This is a genomic window from Acinetobacter sp. YH12120, assembly GCF_013418795.1.
GTDB lineage: Bacteria > Pseudomonadota > Gammaproteobacteria > Pseudomonadales > Moraxellaceae > Acinetobacter > Acinetobacter towneri.
The window spans coordinates 97,631-114,319 of sequence record NZ_VPBI01000003.1; the positions used below are offsets into that span (position 1 = coordinate 97,631).

General features: G+C 43.9%; 17 protein-coding genes. 6 read left to right on the forward strand and 11 right to left on the reverse strand.

Annotation, left to right across the window (positions count from 1 at the left end):
• Positions 1–17: 17 nt before the first annotated feature.
• From gpmI to lptF, 3 genes are all read right to left on the reverse strand, one after another.
• Positions 18–1,565 carry a 2,3-bisphosphoglycerate-independent phosphoglycerate mutase gene (gene gpmI / locus FTU58_RS03435; protein ID WP_004975686.1) on the reverse strand — a complete coding sequence of 516 codons (1,548 nt, stop codon included), beginning with the start codon at positions 1,563–1,565 and terminating at the stop codon, positions 18–20.
• Between the two features lie 145 nt (positions 1,566–1,710).
• Entirely contained in the window at positions 1,711–2,781 is a 1,071-nt protein-coding gene (gene lptG, locus FTU58_RS03440; protein ID WP_004975683.1) for an LPS export ABC transporter permease LptG, read from the reverse strand.
• A gap of 1 nt (position 2,782) precedes the next feature.
• Positions 2,783–3,883: an LPS export ABC transporter permease LptF gene (gene lptF, locus FTU58_RS03445; RefSeq protein WP_004975682.1), complete on the reverse strand. Its 1,101-nt coding sequence runs from the start codon at positions 3,881–3,883 to the stop codon at positions 2,783–2,785.
• 158 nt (positions 3,884–4,041) lie between these two features.
• Here lptF and FTU58_RS03450 point away from each other — a divergent pair, with 158 nt between their 5' ends.
• The 4 genes from FTU58_RS03450 to FTU58_RS03465 all read left to right on the forward strand — a co-directional run bounded on the left by FTU58_RS03450 (position 4,042) and on the right by FTU58_RS03465 (position 6,923).
• Entirely contained in the window at positions 4,042–5,490 is a 1,449-nt protein-coding gene (locus tag FTU58_RS03450; RefSeq protein WP_180037725.1) for a leucyl aminopeptidase, read from the forward strand.
• Complete coding sequence (locus FTU58_RS03455) at positions 5,483–5,890, forward strand: DNA polymerase III subunit chi (protein WP_131260997.1); 408 nt, start codon at positions 5,483–5,485, stop codon at positions 5,888–5,890. The genes FTU58_RS03450 and FTU58_RS03455 overlap by 8 nt, the downstream gene beginning before the upstream one ends.
• Positions 5,891–5,938: 48 nt before the next feature.
• Entirely contained in the window at positions 5,939–6,559 is a 621-nt protein-coding gene (locus tag FTU58_RS03460) for a hypothetical protein (protein ID WP_004975677.1), read from the forward strand.
• Positions 6,560–6,704: 145 nt separating this feature from the next.
• Positions 6,705–6,923 (forward strand): hypothetical protein, encoded by a 219-nt coding sequence (locus tag FTU58_RS03465; protein ID WP_096901968.1) that lies wholly within the window; start codon positions 6,705–6,707, stop codon positions 6,921–6,923.
• A gap of 108 nt (positions 6,924–7,031) precedes the next feature.
• Here the strand turns inward: FTU58_RS03465 and FTU58_RS03470 are convergent, their stop codons facing one another.
• The 7 genes from FTU58_RS03470 to glnK all read right to left on the reverse strand — a co-directional run bounded on the left by FTU58_RS03470 (position 7,032) and on the right by glnK (position 13,232).
• Positions 7,032–7,577 (reverse strand): VTT domain-containing protein, encoded by a 546-nt coding sequence (locus tag FTU58_RS03470; protein WP_004975673.1) that lies wholly within the window; start codon positions 7,575–7,577, stop codon positions 7,032–7,034.
• A 123-nt stretch (positions 7,578–7,700) separates the two neighbouring features.
• On the reverse strand, positions 7,701–8,360 hold the full coding sequence (locus FTU58_RS03475; RefSeq protein WP_104852910.1) for a riboflavin synthase: 660 nt from the start codon (positions 8,358–8,360) through the stop codon (positions 7,701–7,703).
• A gap of 34 nt (positions 8,361–8,394) precedes the next feature.
• Positions 8,395–9,687, reverse strand: coding sequence for a DNA adenine methylase (locus tag FTU58_RS03480; protein ID WP_004975669.1), 1,293 nt, complete (start codon positions 9,685–9,687; stop codon positions 8,395–8,397).
• Positions 9,684–10,787, reverse strand: coding sequence for a bifunctional diaminohydroxyphosphoribosylaminopyrimidine deaminase/5-amino-6-(5-phosphoribosylamino)uracil reductase RibD (ribD, locus tag FTU58_RS03485; protein WP_154321290.1), 1,104 nt, complete (start codon positions 10,785–10,787; stop codon positions 9,684–9,686). The genes FTU58_RS03480 and ribD overlap by 4 nt, the downstream gene beginning before the upstream one ends.
• A 36-nt stretch (positions 10,788–10,823) precedes the next feature.
• The gene (nrdR, locus tag FTU58_RS03490; protein WP_096902237.1) at positions 10,824–11,282 is read right to left on the reverse strand and encodes a transcriptional regulator NrdR; all 459 of its coding nucleotides are present in this window, start codon (positions 11,280–11,282) and stop codon (positions 10,824–10,826) included.
• Between the two features lie 139 nt (positions 11,283–11,421).
• Positions 11,422–12,831, reverse strand: coding sequence for an ammonium transporter (locus FTU58_RS03495; protein WP_167845702.1), 1,410 nt, complete (start codon positions 12,829–12,831; stop codon positions 11,422–11,424).
• Between the two features lie 62 nt (positions 12,832–12,893).
• Positions 12,894–13,232: a P-II family nitrogen regulator gene (glnK, locus tag FTU58_RS03500; protein WP_004650081.1), complete on the reverse strand. Its 339-nt coding sequence runs from the start codon at positions 13,230–13,232 to the stop codon at positions 12,894–12,896.
• 276 nt (positions 13,233–13,508) lie between these two features.
• Here glnK and FTU58_RS03505 point away from each other — a divergent pair, with 276 nt between their 5' ends.
• The gene (locus FTU58_RS03505) at positions 13,509–13,736 is read left to right on the forward strand and encodes an accessory factor UbiK family protein (protein WP_180062044.1); all 228 of its coding nucleotides are present in this window, start codon (positions 13,509–13,511) and stop codon (positions 13,734–13,736) included.
• Positions 13,737–13,809: 73 nt separating this feature from the next.
• Positions 13,810–15,297: a YifB family Mg chelatase-like AAA ATPase gene (locus FTU58_RS03510; protein ID WP_004975658.1), complete on the forward strand. Its 1,488-nt coding sequence runs from the start codon at positions 13,810–13,812 to the stop codon at positions 15,295–15,297.
• A gap of 154 nt (positions 15,298–15,451) precedes the next feature.
• Here FTU58_RS03510 and FTU58_RS03515 read toward each other — a convergent pair whose 3' ends face one another.
• Positions 15,452–16,204, reverse strand: coding sequence for a TorF family putative porin (locus tag FTU58_RS03515; RefSeq protein WP_026438393.1), 753 nt, complete (start codon positions 16,202–16,204; stop codon positions 15,452–15,454).
• Positions 16,205–16,689 lie beyond the last annotated feature (485 nt).

Here is a 16,689-nt window from a genome sequence, read left to right on the forward strand (position 1 = left end):
TCTACCTGTATCGAGGGTTATGCCTGTAAGCGAATTAAGTTGCGACCTTGCATATCTGCTGGCACTGGCAATTGCATCAAATTCAATAAAGTTGGTGCAACATCTGCCAACACACCACCTTCCAAAATGGTGGCCTGAGTTGGGCCTACATAAATGAATGGCACCAATTCAGTGGTGTGCTGAGTATGTACCTGACCACTGTCATAGTCTTGCATTTGCTCGACGTTACCATGATCAGCTGTAATAATCATGTGACCTTGTTTCGCCATCACCGCTTCATAAACGCGACCTAAGCAGGTATCTACCGCTTCAACTGCTTTGACAGCTGCATCAAACACACCAGTATGACCGACCATATCGCCATTGGCATAGTTCACCACCAACAAGTCATATTCACCTGAGTTAATGGCTGCAACCAGTTCATCAGTCACTTCATAAGCGCTCATTTCAGGTTTTAAGTCATAGGTTGCTACATTTGGCGATGGGATCAGGATGCGTTTTTCACCCGGATATTCATCTTCACGGCCACCACTAAAGAAGAACGTCACGTGTGCGTATTTTTCAGTTTCAGCAATACGCAATTGCGTTTTGCCCAAGTCTGATAAATATTCACCAATGGAGTTTTTCAAATCTTCTGGCATGTACGCCACTGGTGCAGCAATGCTGGCTTGATAACGGGTTAGCATCACAAATTTAGACAATTGCGGCACAACTTTACGTTCAAAACCAGCAAAGTCTTGTTCCACAAAAGCTTTGGTCAATTCACGCGCACGGTCAGCACGGAAGTTCATAAACACCACGCTGTCGCCATCTTGAATTTTGGCAATTTCACCAATACGGGTGGCTTTAACAAACTCGTCGCTTTCATCTGCCGCATAAGCCGCTGCCAAGCCTTCAACCGCAGTTGCCGCAGTGCGTACTGCCTCACCTTCGGTAAGTAGACGATAGGCTTGTTCTACACGATCCCAACGGTTGTCACGATCCATCGCATAGTAGCGACCAATCAGGCTGGCAATACGACCTTGATTTGGATATTGTGCAAATAATGCGTCCAGTTTTTCCAAAGAAGGCTGCGCGCTTTTTGGTGGCGTATCACGGCCATCTAAAAAGGCATGTAGATAAACTTTTGCACCACGTTTTAATGCCAATTCTGCCATCGCCACGATATGATCTTCATGCGAATGCACACCGCCTTCAGACAATAAACCAAGCAGATGCACTGCACCGTTGGCTGCTTTGGCTTTTTCTACCGCATCGACCAACACTTCATGTTCAAAGAAAGCGCCTGTACGAATGTCTTTGGTAATACGGGTAAAGTCTTGGTACAACACACGTCCTGCACCCAAGTTCATGTGACCAACTTCAGAGTTACCCATTTGACCATCTGGCAAGCCCACATCTTCACCTGAACCAGAGATCAAACCATGCGGATGCTTTTCCTGCATAGCAGTCAAATTTGGTCGTTTCGCTGCTAAAAACGCGTTGTCTTCGACCGCTTCGCGATGACCCACACCATCCATAATCACCAATACGTGAGGGATTTTGCCAGCAGTTGCATCCGCCATAATCAATACTCTTTTTCGTCTACAAATTAATCATGCTATCTTAACGAATTTTGCGTCAAGACTCTATGTTCAGAAGATGGTTTCCGCCACTGATTCAGATAGGTTTACCCAATCATACGGAAAAAGCAGCAGCATCGGCCCGCACTTAACGCGCACGATGCAGTAAGTAACCGCCGATGACAAACATCAGAATAATAGGAATAAATACGAACCACGCAGGCGATGGTGCATAGACCAAGCTGGCATAGCCCAAGAAATCCTGTAAATAAAAGAAGGTTAAGCCGACAAATAAAGCAATCACCAAACGGAAACCCATAGATTGCTGACGTAACGGCCCAAAAATAAAGGAGCAAGCAATCACCACCAAAGCAATCAGCGCAAAGGGTGCACCAAGTTTTTGCCAGAACGCCAGTTGGTAGGTTTTGGGTACTTGGCTGTATTCATGCATATAACTCATGAAACTGACCAATTGACTTGGGGATAAATCTTCAGGGTCGATGGTGACCATGTGCACATATTTCGGTTGCAATGCTAAAGCCAAAGCCTGTTCGCTGTTTTTAGCTAAAGTCGCGTTGCCCGCCTGCAAAATATCCATCTGTTCAGTTTGATTGAGCAACCAACTACCGTCTTTAACAAACTGTCCCTGATCTGCAGACAATGTACCACGCAAGCGATAGTTATCATCAAAATCGACCACTTGTACATTTTTGAGCTGCCCTTGGGCATTGGCGTAGTCAATATAAATAAAACGATTGCCTTCGCGCGACCAATAGCCACGAACTTCACCCAGCTCAGCGACGCTACGGTGACTTTTAACACTTTTGGCTTGTTCATTGGTGTATGGAATCACCCATTCACTGAGCACAAAAGACAGCAGTACCAATACCATGGCGGAACGAATCACCCATCCCACAATACGCCACAGGCTAATCCCTGCAGAACGCATCACAATCAATTCGCTGTTGGATGCCAACGTACCCAAGCCTAACACTGCGCCAATCAAGGCAGAAATCGGCAAAATTTCATAGAGATAATTTGGCGCACCCCACAATACATACAGCAATGCCTGCCATGCACTATAGTTTTCATTGAGTGAACCCAATTCGCCTAAATAGGTAAACAACACCTGCAAACCAGACAAAATTGCCGTTGCACCAAACATAGCCAGTGCAGTGGTCTTGGTGACGTGTTTTGCAACTATACGACGTGCCAACATCTTAAGACCTCACTCGCTGAATTTGCTGCTTAATTTTAGGTGCTAGTTTTTGTTTACGTGAGAACAAGGCTGCCGCAATCGCATAAGCCAACAACACCAACGGATAAGCAATCATGCCCATTTCTTGTTTGCTGATACGGGTTTTAACCGCCATGAGCGCCACAATCAAACTGGCGAAAATTAACAAGGCAGGAAACAGTTTTAAATAACGCCCCTGACGCGGACTAACTTCTGACAATGCCACGGCTAAAAACAACGCCACCACAATCGCAAAAGGCACAAAAATACGCCATCCCAGTTCACTTGCGACCACAGGGTCTGCACGGTTTTTCCAAAGTTGCGAGGTGGTTAAGGCTTCTACTTCGGCACTTTCAAATTTAGCTTCTTTGTCATTCTCTAAACGTAAACGATAACTTTGGAATTCTGCCTGTGAATATTTGGCTGTGCCCGGAAATATTTCATAACGACGCCCTTCGACCAAATCCACCACATTGGCAGGATCATTTTCCAGCTCTACCCGTGTCGCTTCTTTTGCCAGAATCATGACATCAGGACGACCTGCTTTTTCTGCACGTTGATAAAAGAAAATATCTTTCAGGTTTTTACGATCTTCAGATAGATCACCTGCGTAAATGGTATATGGCCCTGAAGAAATAAATTCTTTGGGTCGCACCAAATCAAAACCTGTGCGTACTGCCTGACTGGTGGTCAATGCTTCAAACTGACGCAGTCCCCACGGTGATGCCCACAGCATTAAAAAGCCTTGGACAATTAGAAATACCAGCGTCATTGGCACCAATAAACGTGCCAATTGATGCCGACTCACGCCACTGCTGTTGAGCACTGCCATTTCATGGTCGACATATAAACGACCAAATACCAACATCAAGCCAATAAAGAAACCCAAAGGTAAGATCAGCGTCAAAAATTCAGGCAAGCGATAGCCAATGATGCTGAATAAAATACTCGCATCCAGACGCCCTTGTGCCGCCACGCCAAAATACTTGATCAAGCGACCACCCATCATGATCAAAGTCAGTAAGGCAATCACAACCAAGGATGTCGACACAACTTGCTTGACCAAATAACGCCGAATAATCAAATTATTTCTTCCAAAATGTGAGGGAATCCAATTCGCGTTAGTTTACCTGAATGTTGAAAATATAAAACCTATCGCCTTGTTATACATTGAAACTCGACGCATAAAAATGTTTCAATGGTTGCATAGTTTGCACATTTAGATAGGCATAAAATCCAGTGATTAAATTTAGCTTAAGTCCCGCATTCCAAGAACACAGCGCGAGTGAATCTTTGTCAATTTTAGTGGCTGCAGAACAGGTGCCACAGGCAACTGCTGCTTATCAAATCAAGGATTTAGACAGCATTATTCAAGCGACACAATTTAAAGCAGGCTTTAATGAAAGTTTAAGTTTGGTGGCTAGCGTTGCTGAATGCGCCAATAGCAACCTGATCGGTTTGGGTAAAACCGAAGAATTACCAGCCGCAAAGCTGGCAAAAATTGCACAAAGCATTATCAAATCTTCACAAAAAAAATTTAAACAGATCAGCATTGACTTGTCTGCCCTGCCTAGCGAGCTGCATTATGTATTTGCACTCAGCCTGACCCAAGCAGCCTATGCTTTTGATGAATACAAAAGCAAAAAGAATGAATTTCAGCTTGAACAAATCCATTTCATTGCCAATAACAGCCCACTCAGCGCAGATCAACTTCAATTGATTGAAGCCATGCAATCGGGGCAAAACATGGCACGCGACTTGGGCAACCGTCCGGGCAACATTTGTTTCCCTGAATATTTGGCAGAACAAGCCCAAGCACTTGCGGCAGAATATCCAGACCTACTCAAAGTCACCATTTTAGATGAAGCAGAAATAGCGGAATTGGGCATGGGTGCTTTCCTTGCAGTCAGTCAGGGTTCAGACCGTCCAGGACGCATCATTAGCCTCGAATACCAAGCACAGCGTGATGAAGCACCTGTGGTATTGGTTGGTAAAGGCATCACCTTTGATACAGGCGGCATTTCACTCAAACCCGGCTTAGGGATGGATGAAATGAAATTTGATATGTGTGGTTCTGCTTCAGTTTTAGGCACCATGCGCGCGCTGTGTGAAGCACGTTTACCTATCCATGTGGTCGGCACGATTGCCGCTGCAGAAAATATGCCGTCAGGCAAAGCCACTCGCCCGGGTGATATTGTGACCAGTATGAGCGGCCAAACCATCGAAATTTTAAATACCGATGCCGAAGGTCGTTTGGTGCTGTGCGATACCCTAACCTATGTGAAACGCTTCAACCCTGCTTTGGTGATTGATATTGCGACTTTAACAGGCGCTTGCGTGGTTGCACTCGGTTCGGTACTGACAGGCATGTTTACCCCAGATGATGAACTTGCGGCGGAATTGGATGCTGCGGGACACACTGCATTTGACCGTGTATGGCGTATGCCCGTGATTGACGATTACCAAGAACAACTGGATTCACCATTTGCCGATATTGGCAATATTGGTGGGCCTAAAGCAGGTTCAGTTACTGCAGCATGCTTCTTGCAACGCTTTACCCGTGACTATCGCTGGGCGCATCTAGACATTGCAGGCACTGCATGGAATTCAGGCAGCAATAAAGGTGCAACAGGTCGTCCTGTACCGTTATTGATGCAGTTCCTCGCACAACGTGCAAGCAATAATGGCTAAAGTTAGCTTTTATTTGTTTGAAAAAAGTCCTGAACGGCAAGTGGAAAGCACTTGCCGTTTATGCCGCAAAATTTTGCGGCAGCAGGCACGCATTTGGCTGCATTGCCCTGATCCAGAGTTACAGCAAATATTGGATGAGCGTCTGTGGAGTTTTGATGCCAGCAGCTTTATTCCACATGGCATTAACCAAACACAGGCCAGCGTATGTATTTCTGCCGAATTACCGCAGCAATCGGACTGGATTGTGTTTAATTTTAACAGTCAGGCACTTGAAGCCTATGCAAAATTTAGTCACATTATTGAGATTATTGAAAATCACGAAGCAGCTAAAGTGCTTGGACGTGAAAAATTTAAACAATATCGACGTTTGGGCATAGAACCACAGACGTTTAAGCTTTAATTTTAAAACGTTTTTTTAAAAATACTGCTCAAAATAAGGAGAGATGCGGTGACTTTAAATGTCGGCTCAGATTTTAAACAGCGCTGGTTAACCGCGCCTCAGGCTGTGCGCCAGACATTTATGGATGATCTGCATCGAATTTGTGAGGTCTTGCAACCTGAAACGCAATTACACAACTGGATTGCAGAAGATCAGCGCGCTCAGCAACAATCACAGGAAAAAATTGAACAAGCCTATGCTGACCTGAAAGCACGTTTGATTGAAGAAGCACGGCAACGTCGCCAATTGGCACTCGAACTCAAATTAGAACAGCAACGTGCAGAACAAGCCGCTTATGCTGCACAGCTACAGCAAGATGAAGCGCAACGCTTTGCAGAACAAACTCAAGCACTTGAGTTGATGCGTCAAAGTCTGGATCAGGAAATTTCAAACTATACTGCACGTTATGAGCAAAATCCTGAATTACCTGCAGTGACTTTTAATCAAGCCGCAACTGCGGTAAGTGATGATCAAATTGTTTCTGAACTTGAAAGTGTACGTTTGCGTTTAGAGCTAGAAGCCGAAACTCAAATTGAGCAGGCGGTAACGATCTTTCGTGCGCGACTACATGCTGCAGCCCAAGAAGAAATTGACTATATCTTAAAAAATTCAAATTTTTCTAAAGAATAATTTTACTTTTTATCCCCAATTAGCCCAAAGTCTTAAACCCAATGTCATCAAAATGAAATAATTTTGTCACATGATAATCATCCAGAAAAAGTTGAATTCTCAACTTTTATCTCCTTTAAATGACTTTTGTAATCATGGGTTTCAAATGGATATCTTGACGAAAATTTCAGGCAAAATCGACCATCTTAATGCGGGCGAACAGTGGAGTATTCGTGCTCAGGATTTATGGATCAGTCGTGCAGATTTCCAATCATTAAGCATGTACTTGTCTAAAGAAGCGGAAAAGGGTGAGTTTTCAATTCAAAGTAACGATACTTTTAGCCCGCGCTTGGGTGGCACAGAATTAATTGTCACCAAACACTAAAACTGAACAATATCAAAAGTCCACACGGTGGGCTTTTTTTGTGGCCATCAATCCACTTTTTTAGTTATCGCGGTGGATTTAGAAGAAGAAAATAGAAAAATGAGGAATTTAAATCCAATCACCCAACCAAGACAAAATATTACCCAAGCCATAACCTATTGCCATTAAAGAAAAAATCCATACGGCAGCACCCACCACATTATAAAAACTAAAGGTCGCCAAAGGCATGTGCCCTGACCCTGCAGCAAATGGTGCAAATGAACGAACAAACGGTATAAAACGCGCCATTAAAATAGTTTTGCCACCATGTTTCATAAAATAATGGTTGGTTTTGACAATATATTCAGGTTTGAAATAACGTGAATGTTGATGAAAATACTTCACCCCTAGAATTCGTCCAGTGTAATAGTTGACGCTATATCCCAAGACCGCAGCGACAAAAAGTAAAATCCCCATATAGTGCAAATGCACCACATCGGTGGTGGAACACAAGGCACCAATTGCGATCAGCAAACTATCGCCTGGTAAAAAGAACATGAACACAGAACCTGTTTCTGCAAAAATAATCAGAAACAAAATGGCATAGATCCACAGACCATAATTATCGAGTAATAATGGCAGCCAGTGTTCCAAATTCATTAAAAAATCAATCATCTACATTAAACCAAAGGGGTGTTTATGATGAAAAAAACATCTTTATCTTTTTAATTATCCCTAAAAACAAAAAAACAGTCTAATTTTTCAATCAGACTGTTTAAATTTCATTCGGCTCTGTGCTTATTTTAAAAAGCCATTTTCAGCCAAGAATTCCATGCTAATTTTAGATTGCTGCGTAGTTTCTGCAGCTTTATCACCCAAGAGCAAACGCTCAATATAACGCGCCAAGACATCCACTTCTAAATTGACCTTGCTGCCAACTTTCCATGTGCCAATATTGGTACGCTCTGCCGTGTGTGGAATTAAATTCAGACTGATAACACTGCCGCGTAAATGGTTAATGGTCAGGCTGATGCCATCGACGGTCACCGAACCTTTTTCTGCCAAATATTTGGCAATTTCTGCAGGTGCAGTCACTTCATAGTAAATTGAACGTGCATCTTCACGTACCAGCGTAATTTCACCGACTGCATCAACATGGCCACTTACGATATGTCCACCAAAACGTGTGGTCGGCAACATGGCTTTTTCGACATTGACAGGCTGACCCACTTTCCATGTGCCTAAAGTGGTACGGTTCAAACTTTCACGGGACACATCTGCGGCATACCAATTGTCGCCCCACTCGATCACAGTCAGGCAAATACCATTGGTGGCAATTGAATCCCCCAAATGCACATCTGACATATCTAAATCTGTCTGAATACGCAAACGTACATCACCGCCCACACTTTGCAGGCTTTCTACTTTACCTAAACTTTCAATAATGCCTGTAAACATAATCTTTTCTCTCATTCACTGAGGATTTGTGGATTTACCACAACGCCAATTGGGTACTCACACCTGAGGTATCTACACCACCCAATTCTGCAAAATGGTAAAGTTGCCCTAACAACTGGCGAATAGGTGGGCCTGACTTGGCATGCGTATCGGTAATCACAATAAATTCCAGCACGCGCGCACGCTCGGACTGACGCTGTTTACTCACGCGATAACGCGGAACATCTTGCGTCAATAACGTCACTCGACCGCGTTTTAAATTGGCTTGCAACAAGTCTGTGGCACTAATATTACCATCGGTAGAATAACTGGTCAGAATAAAACGTGCATTAATGGTGTCCAATAAGGTTTCATACGCCTCTTTGGCGTACTTAGATGAGTTGTATGGACTTGGACGTTCTTTGCGCCATGCACGGTCAATACCACTTTTAAAGCCTTTGGTGTCTGGGGTTGGTAAATCGACCTGATCCCACAAGGTTAAGGCATTTAAGACATGATAGTTACTGCTATAAGCATGTTGATTATACGGTGGGTCTAAATAAGCCACATCCACCTCAAAACCACTCATTTGATTGGCAAGATGCTGTGCATCGACACACCACATTTCTGCAGCAGGTTTATTTGGTTCACCAATGTCACAAAAACGACTTGGCGTGAGCCACAATAATGATTCTATTCGTTCGAGTGCAGTTTGAGTTTTGCCACCCCAGCCGTGGTGGAAGCTTTTAAACACCCCACTGGTATTACTGACAAAACTGGCAGAGTACAACAACGGCGCCAACAATGCCGACATCTCAACATCATCAATGGCACCCTGCGCTTGCCACGTAGCAATTTGCTGACGAATCGCATCTATGCGCATACCGTTACGACGTTTAAAGAATAAACGGTCACGACTTGGGTCATAAATTTCGTCATTGCGCGGACACAAATTATGCGTCACCCAGCCTTTGACTTCAGGCAAACGGTTCAAATAATCAATGGCTTTTTGATAGCCGCCTAATTCTTTAAACGCAGGTGCTTCAGTGCAGGCCAAAATCGCATGGTTTAAGGCATGGCTGTACGGTTCCCAGTCATTGGCAATCACCCGATAACCATTTTGACGCGCCAAACGTGATACCACTCCTGAACCTGCAAAAAAATCGGCAAAAATTGGTGCACGACCATTTTTAGGATGTAGCGTTCCTGTCTGTTCAAGTGCTTCTAAAATCAGATGCAGTAAACGGCGTTTATTGCCCAAATAAGGCACTAACTGATGGAATAAGTATTCATCAGTGGTGCGTGCCGCATGACGACGTTTGTGATAAACCGTTGACTCTGAACTCATAGTGTCTCTTGAGAAGGAATTAACCTAAGGCGCACGTCATCACCCAATTGAGTGACATCGCAAAGTTTAAATCGAAGTTGCTCTGCCATCTGTTCAAATTCTGCATTAAACATGGCACGAGCCGAGCGCCCTAACAATGTAGGTGCCACATAGCTGATCACTTCATCAACCCAACCTTCCTGTAAGAAAGCGGTCGATAAGGTTGCACCCGCTTCAACCAACACATCATAAATTTGATGTTGCTGTACCAATTGGGCAAGTAAGGTGGCTAAAGGTTGCGGTTCCAATTGTAACACGCCCAAAGCAGCCAACTCTGCACGATACGGTCCCATCACCATCACCGTTTCAGGCTGCTGCAAAATTTGTGCGCTCAAAGGCAAACGACCTTGGCGATCTAAAATAATCCGTTTGGGTTGTACTACGCTGTGGATGTCATCTACACCCTCTAAGTGGCGTACATTAAGCAGACAGTCATCGGCCAGTAACGTGTCGATCCCCGTTAATACTGCAGCAGAAATTGCCCGCCAATGCTGCACATCGGCACGTGCAGCCGTGCCTGTGATCCATTTGGATTCACCCGAAGCCATTGCCGTACGACCATCCAAACTAGAAGCAATTTTTAAACGCACATAAGGCATGCCTGTAGCCATGGCTTTTAAAAAGCCTGCATTTAACTGCGCTGCTTCAGCTTCTGCCACGCCCACGCTAACCTGAATACCTGCATCCTGTAAAATCTGAACGCCTTTACCTGCCACCAATGGATTCGGGTCTGGACAAGCCACAACCACTTTAGCCACGCCTGCATCGACCAAGGCTTTGGCACATGGTGGTGTGCGCCCATAGTGTGCACAAGGTTCCAAAGTCACATAAGCAGTTGCACCCTGCGCTTGTTCAGCGGCCTGACGCAAAGCAAAGACTTCGGCATGTGGCTGTCCTGCACGAGGATGGAAACCTTCGCCCAATAATTGGGCATCTTTAACAATAACGCAGCCCACGTTCGGATTTGGCTTAGTGCTGTATTGCCCCAAACGTGCCAGTTCAATGGCACGACGCATCCAAAAAAGATCATCGGGTTGCGCGTCAGTATTGAGTTCAATCATGGATGGTTGCTGTGGAATAGATGATGGCATTGCGCTTTATTGCTCACGCGACTGCATTTGTTCAATTTGGCGACGGAATGCTTCGACATCCTGAAAGTCTTGATACACCGAGGCAAAACGTACATAAGCAACATGATCCAATGCAAATAAAGCCTGCATAACAACCTCACCAATGGTACGTGATTTCACATCACGCTCTCCCAAACGGCGAATTTGTAATTGGATGTCGCTGAGTACCGTTTCAATTTGCTCTTGGGTCACGGGACGTTTTTGCAAAGCATGCATTAACGAACGACGTAACTTGGCTTCATCGAAAGGCTCACTTTTCCCATCGGATTTAATCACCCGTGGCATAACCACTTCATAACTTTCAAAGGTGGTAAAGCGTTCACCACAGCCAATACACTCACGACGTCGGCGAATTTGGCAGCCTTCTGCCGCCAAACGTGAGTCAATCACTTTACTGTCTGCAGTGTTGCAAAATGGACAATGCATAGCGGTTTAATTGCACAAATTTGAATGAAAATGCAGTGTAGCAAAAATTCCAAACTTTGTAGAGTTTTACGCAACATATAGAAAAAAAACAGCCCCGAAGGGCTGTTTTACACAATATATTGATTATGTACTGTCTAGATTATTCTACACGTTCACCATGTTGGCTTAAGTCGAGTCCCATACGCTCATCTTCTGCAGCCACACGAATACCAATGGTTAGATCAATTACTTTTAAGATGATGAAAGTCAGTACAGCAGAGTAAGCAATGGTCGCTAACACACCTTCAACTTGCACCCAAAGTTGGCTCATCAAGTTGCTTGGTGCAGCATCGCCCATAATAAACTCGCTGGCAAAGAAGGCTGTTAAAATTGCACCAACAATACCACCTACACCATGTAGTCCAAAGGCATCTAGAGAGTCATCAGCTTTCAGGGCGCGTTTTAAGGCAGTAATACCCCAGAAACATACCACACCACCAATTAAACCCATCGCTAATGCACCACCAACAGTCACAAAACCTGCTGCTGGAGTAATCACCACCAAACCTGCTACAGCACCCGATGCAGCACCTAATACAGAACCTTTACCACGTACCAGTTTTTCTGCTACAAGCCATGCAATTGCTGCGGCTGCGGCTGCCACTTGAGTCACAACTAAGGCATAACCCGCTGCACCATTGGCACCTAAAGCAGAACCACCGTTGAAACCAAACCAGCCCACCCAGAGTAAACTTGCACCCAGTACAGTCAAAGTCAGGTTGTGCGGAGCCATAGATTCACGGCCCAAGCCCATACGTTTGCCCAACATGTATGCAGCAACTAAACCTGCAACACCCGAGTTAATATGAACAACAGTACCACCAGCAAAGTCGAGAGCACCATCATTGCCTAACCAACCACCACCCCATACCCAGTGGGTAATTGGTGCGTAGACCACGACCACCCAAATCGCGATAAAGGCAACAAAGGCACCAAACTTCATTCGTTCTGCAATTGAACCACTGATAATTGCCACAGTAATGATGGCAAAGGTCATTTGAAATATCACAAATAGAATTTCAGGAATACTGCCACTGAGCGCATCGGTACCAATGCCTGCCAGCATGACTTTGTCTAGACCACCAATAAAGGCATTACCTTCACCAAAAGCCAAACTATAGCCCACTGCCACCCAGGCAATACTGACCACGGCTGCTGCTACAAAGCTATAAGCCATAGTATTGAGTACGTTTTTCTTGCGTACCATACCGCCATAAAATAGTGCCAAACCAGGAATGGTCATGAGTAAAACTAAAGCAGTCGAAACTAAAATCCAAGCGGTATCGCCTGTATCTAATACAGCTTCAGGTTCAGCAGCTTCGGGCGTGCTGACTTCTGCTACAGCTGCAACTTCTGTTGCATTTGTTGTTTCGATAGGAGATGTTTCGGCAGTTTCAAGCACTGCAACATCTGAAGTTGGTGCGGTGGCTGTTACGGCTTCTTCAGCCCAAGCAACAGAACCACCAAGAAGTGCGCCTGATAGACTCAGCGCGAGTAGCATTTTTTTCATTTGTGTCCCCCGACCTTTGTTTTTGTGAGTTATTAGGTACTCAGCAAACTTCGTGCCATCTTTTAAACAGCATCTGCACCCGTTTCACCTGTACGAATACGGATGACTTGTTCGAGGTTAGTAACAAAGATTTTGCCATCACCAATCTTGCCTGTACTAGCAACACGAGTGATTGACTCAATCACCGAATCCACCATTTCATCGCTAATTGCGATTTCAATTTTAACTTTAGGCAAAAAGTCAACGACGTATTCAGCGCCACGATAAAGTTCGGTGTGACCTTTTTGGCGACCGAAGCCTTTGACTTCTGTTACGGTGATCCCTTGAACACCAATTTCAGATAATGCTTCACGCACATCATCTAATTTAAAGGGTTTTACAATTGCAGTTACGAGCTTCATGTTTGTTTTCCTTCGGCTTAATTCACCAGTAAGGTTTTATGTTCAAATTCCATGCCAAAGTTCTAAGGTCGGGGGAAATTAGAAACCGTGACATGAGTTTTCTTTATACCTTATTTTATACATTTATATGGTTGTGATCTTCAAAAAATAGACATATTTACTAGAAGATTTACGATTTTACTCATCGAATAAATCCATATTTCGTCTGAAATGCTATAGTCTATTCAAGACCAGTGCTACACTGCCTCCATTTTCTCCATCTTTGTGGAAACAACAATGATTGAAACTTTATTACAAGCCATTTTGGAACAAGTTGAACAACCTAAAAAAGATTTAGAACATAATTTACGTGCTTTGCTCAATGAAGCGGTCACCAAAATGGATTTGGTCTCGCAAGATGAGCTAGACCGCCAACGTACTGCGCTTAATAATGCCAACTTACGTTTAAATGAATTGTTAAAACAAGTTGAAGCACTAGAACATAAAATTCAACTCAAAAAATAAGCACCAATTGAGTGCATAAAAAACAAAAACCAAACATTATAAAAATAACGCACCAAAACGGATCATCATAAAAATGTCTTTTGCCAAAGTGTATACGCGGGGGCTGCTCGGCTTGCACGCCCCTGCAATTGAAGTCGAAGTCCATCTGAGTCAAGGTTTACCTTCTTTAACCATTGTCGGTCTAGCCGAAGCTGCCGTACGTGAGAGTAAAGATCGGGTACGCTCTGCCATTATTAACAGTGGTTTTCAATTTCCGACCAAACGTCTGACCATTAATTTAGCGCCTGCCGACTTGCCCAAAGATGGTTCGCGTTTGGACTTAGCCATTGCTTTAGGCATTTTAATTGCTTCGGGACAATTGCCCGAACAAAGCACTGAAAGTTTAGAGTTTATTGGAGAATTGGCTTTAGATGGTCAATTGCGTCCCACCACAGGCACACTCAGTATTGCGATTGCCTGCCAACAGGCACAGCATCGTTTGGTTTTACCTGAACAAAATGCACAAGAAGCTGCTCAATTGCCTGACTTTGAAGTCTTTGCCGCCACACATTTAAAACAAGTTTGCGAACATTTGGCACAAAGCCAGCCTTTAAATAAAGTCACCGCGACTGCCCAACCACAGTTATCACATTCCGCCTTTGATTTAGTCGATGTTAAAGGACAGTTGCGCCCACGACGTGCTTTGGAAATTGCGGCTGCAGGTGGACATTCATTGCTATTCAAAGGCCCACCCGGTACAGGCAAAACCTTATTGGCATCTAGGCTTTCCAGTATTTTACCGCCATTGAATATGCAGGAAAATTTAGAGGTTGCCAGTATCTATTCAGTGGCCAATAGCCCGCATACGTTTGGACAGCGTCCTTTTCGCGCCCCACATCATACCGCTTCTGCTGTAGCCTTGGTCGGTGGAGGCTCATATCCCAAACCCGGTGAAATTACCTTGGCGCATTTAGGCGTTTTATTTTTAGATGAATTACCTGAATTTGATAAAAAAGTGTTAGAAGTGCTGCGCCAACCTTTAGAGTCCAAAGAAATTGTGATTTCCCGCGCTTCTCGGCAAATTACCTTTCCAGCCAACTTTCAACTAATTGCCGCCATGAATCCCTGTCCTTGTGGTTATGCTTTTAATCAGGATGTGCGCTGCCAATGTTCTGCAGAAAGTATTAAACGCTATCAAAACCGTATTTCAGGGCCGTTATTGGATCGTATCGACTTACACATTGATGTACCACCTCTGCAAGCACATGAATTACAGGACACCCGACCAGTGGAAAATTCTGAAACCGTGCGAAGCCGTGTCATTCAAGCATATACACGACAATTGCAACGCCAAGAGTGTTTAAACATGGCGCTCAGTCCCAAACAATTAGAGCAATTTGCACATTTAGATGATACTGCGCAAAATATTTTAGCCATTGCGCAGCAGCGTTTGAACTTATCGGCACGTGCGTATCATCGGGTGTTACGAGTGGCACGCACCATTGCAGATTTAGCCCAAAGTGAACAGATTCAAAGTCCACATTTGAGTGAAGCACTGTCTTATCGTGCCCATGAAGCCTGATTGAAAGTCTAATTAAGAGTTCGATTAAGAATCTGATTAAAAGTCTAAGAGATGAAAATAGCCCATTGCCATGCCTGTACAATGGGCGAGTTGTTTTTATTGTTTTAAGTTTCACTCCTAACTGGAGCTTTTATTTATCGTCGTAGCCGTATCTTTAGAAGGCTTTAGTTAAAGTAAATACAGCTCCTGTTTCAACGCCACGCTTTGCCGCATGCGAAAAACCATCGGTATCAATATCAGTTCCTACAGCAGCCAATTCAGCAGATAAACCTTCAACTGAAGCAAAGTTATAGCTTACACCGACTTTCCAATCTACATAGCTGTCTTTTCCACCGCCAAAATCAAAGTCATCTGCTTGGGTGTAACCTAATCCAGCAACCCCAGAAAAGCCGGTACTTCCAATGGGTGCGGTATAAGTGGCATTGAAATACCAAGCATCGGTGTCACCACCTAAGAAATCATTACTGTAGTTAATGGCTGTTAATAAGCTGGCATCTTTAAACAAAACATCACTAAAACCTAATTTTGCATAAGCTTCGAGCCAGTTTAAATCGCTCTCACTTGGGTAGGCGTAATACCAAAAACCCACATCCAAAATGGGTTTGCTGGCAAAATAATCTAGGCTTGTGGTATAGCCCATATAAGGGTCAAGCTCTAAATGTGCCGTACCACCAAAATCGACATTGGAACCCCACACGCCTGCATACACGCCAGAATCATGGCTGAGAGCAAAACCTGCTTGCACTGCGGGATCATTAAAGGTTTGAGTTAAACCACGATAGCGATAATCACTGGTTAAGGCTGCTGTCCCGCTAAACGACATGCCTGTCGCATTTTCTGCAGCAAAGCTGAGACTTGATGTGGCTGCGAACATCGCCAAAGAAAGTGTTTGAAGTACGAATTTCATTTTAGATTCCCCCTGCATCGGATGAGATGCCTTTGTCTATTTTTTTTGACTCAATGAAGGAATTGCAAACTCTATGCCAACGATGAAATTCAGAACAGCAATTTTACGTTTAAAAGCAATAGATATAAATTTAAACTATTGTTATACATCAATTATTTTTAGTGTGTTTTTTTTGATTGGAATGAATTTTGATTTGCATCAATACTCGTCTTATAACCACTGCACTTTAAACATGAATTTACACAGTGCTATGATTATTTTTTGCATCCTTGCATAGCAATAAAGCTAAATCACATACCTAAAAAAGTGCAGTCAAGAATCACAAGCCTATCCTGATCAAAAAATAGAAAGTCATGCCTATCCTCTGTTCATCCTTACGCCATCAACTATCAAAACTCAGTGAACAGACAGAAATCCTGTCCTAAACTGCACTAGATTTCTGCACCAAAATTTGACATCAATATACGACGCGACACTTCAATCTT

Excerpts from the sequence above, each read along its gene's own strand:
- gpmI (WP_004975686.1), bottom strand. The coding sequence starts at position 1,565 with ATGGCGGATGCAACTGCTGGCAAAATCCCTCACGTATTGGTGATTATG.
- FTU58_RS03470 (WP_004975673.1), bottom strand. The coding sequence starts at position 7,577 with ATGATTGATTTTTTAATGAATTTGGAACACTGGCTGCCATTATTACTC.
- FTU58_RS03465 (WP_096901968.1), top strand. The coding sequence starts at position 6,705 with ATGGATATCTTGACGAAAATTTCAGGCAAAATCGACCATCTTAATGCG.
- ribD (WP_154321290.1), bottom strand. The coding sequence starts at position 10,787 with ATGATTGAACTCAATACTGACGCGCAACCCGATGATCTTTTTTGGATG.
- FTU58_RS03515 (WP_026438393.1), bottom strand. The coding sequence starts at position 16,204 with ATGAAATTCGTACTTCAAACACTTTCTTTGGCGATGTTCGCAGCCACA.
- nrdR (WP_096902237.1), bottom strand. The coding sequence starts at position 11,282 with ATGCATTGTCCATTTTGCAACACTGCAGACAGTAAAGTGATTGACTCA.
- glnK (WP_004650081.1), bottom strand. The coding sequence starts at position 13,232 with ATGAAGCTCGTAACTGCAATTGTAAAACCCTTTAAATTAGATGATGTG.
- FTU58_RS03510 (WP_004975658.1), top strand. The coding sequence starts at position 13,810 with ATGTCTTTTGCCAAAGTGTATACGCGGGGGCTGCTCGGCTTGCACGCC.
- FTU58_RS03495 (WP_167845702.1), bottom strand. The coding sequence starts at position 12,831 with ATGAAAAAAATGCTACTCGCGCTGAGTCTATCAGGCGCACTTCTTGGT.
- FTU58_RS03455 (WP_131260997.1), top strand. The coding sequence starts at position 5,483 with ATGGCTAAAGTTAGCTTTTATTTGTTTGAAAAAAGTCCTGAACGGCAA.
- FTU58_RS03480 (WP_004975669.1), bottom strand. The coding sequence starts at position 9,687 with ATGAGTTCAGAGTCAACGGTTTATCACAAACGTCGTCATGCGGCACGC.
- lptG (WP_004975683.1), bottom strand. The coding sequence starts at position 2,781 with ATGTTGGCACGTCGTATAGTTGCAAAACACGTCACCAAGACCACTGCA.
- FTU58_RS03475 (WP_104852910.1), bottom strand. The coding sequence starts at position 8,360 with ATGTTTACAGGCATTATTGAAAGTTTAGGTAAAGTAGAAAGCCTGCAA.
- FTU58_RS03505 (WP_180062044.1), top strand. The coding sequence starts at position 13,509 with ATGATTGAAACTTTATTACAAGCCATTTTGGAACAAGTTGAACAACCT.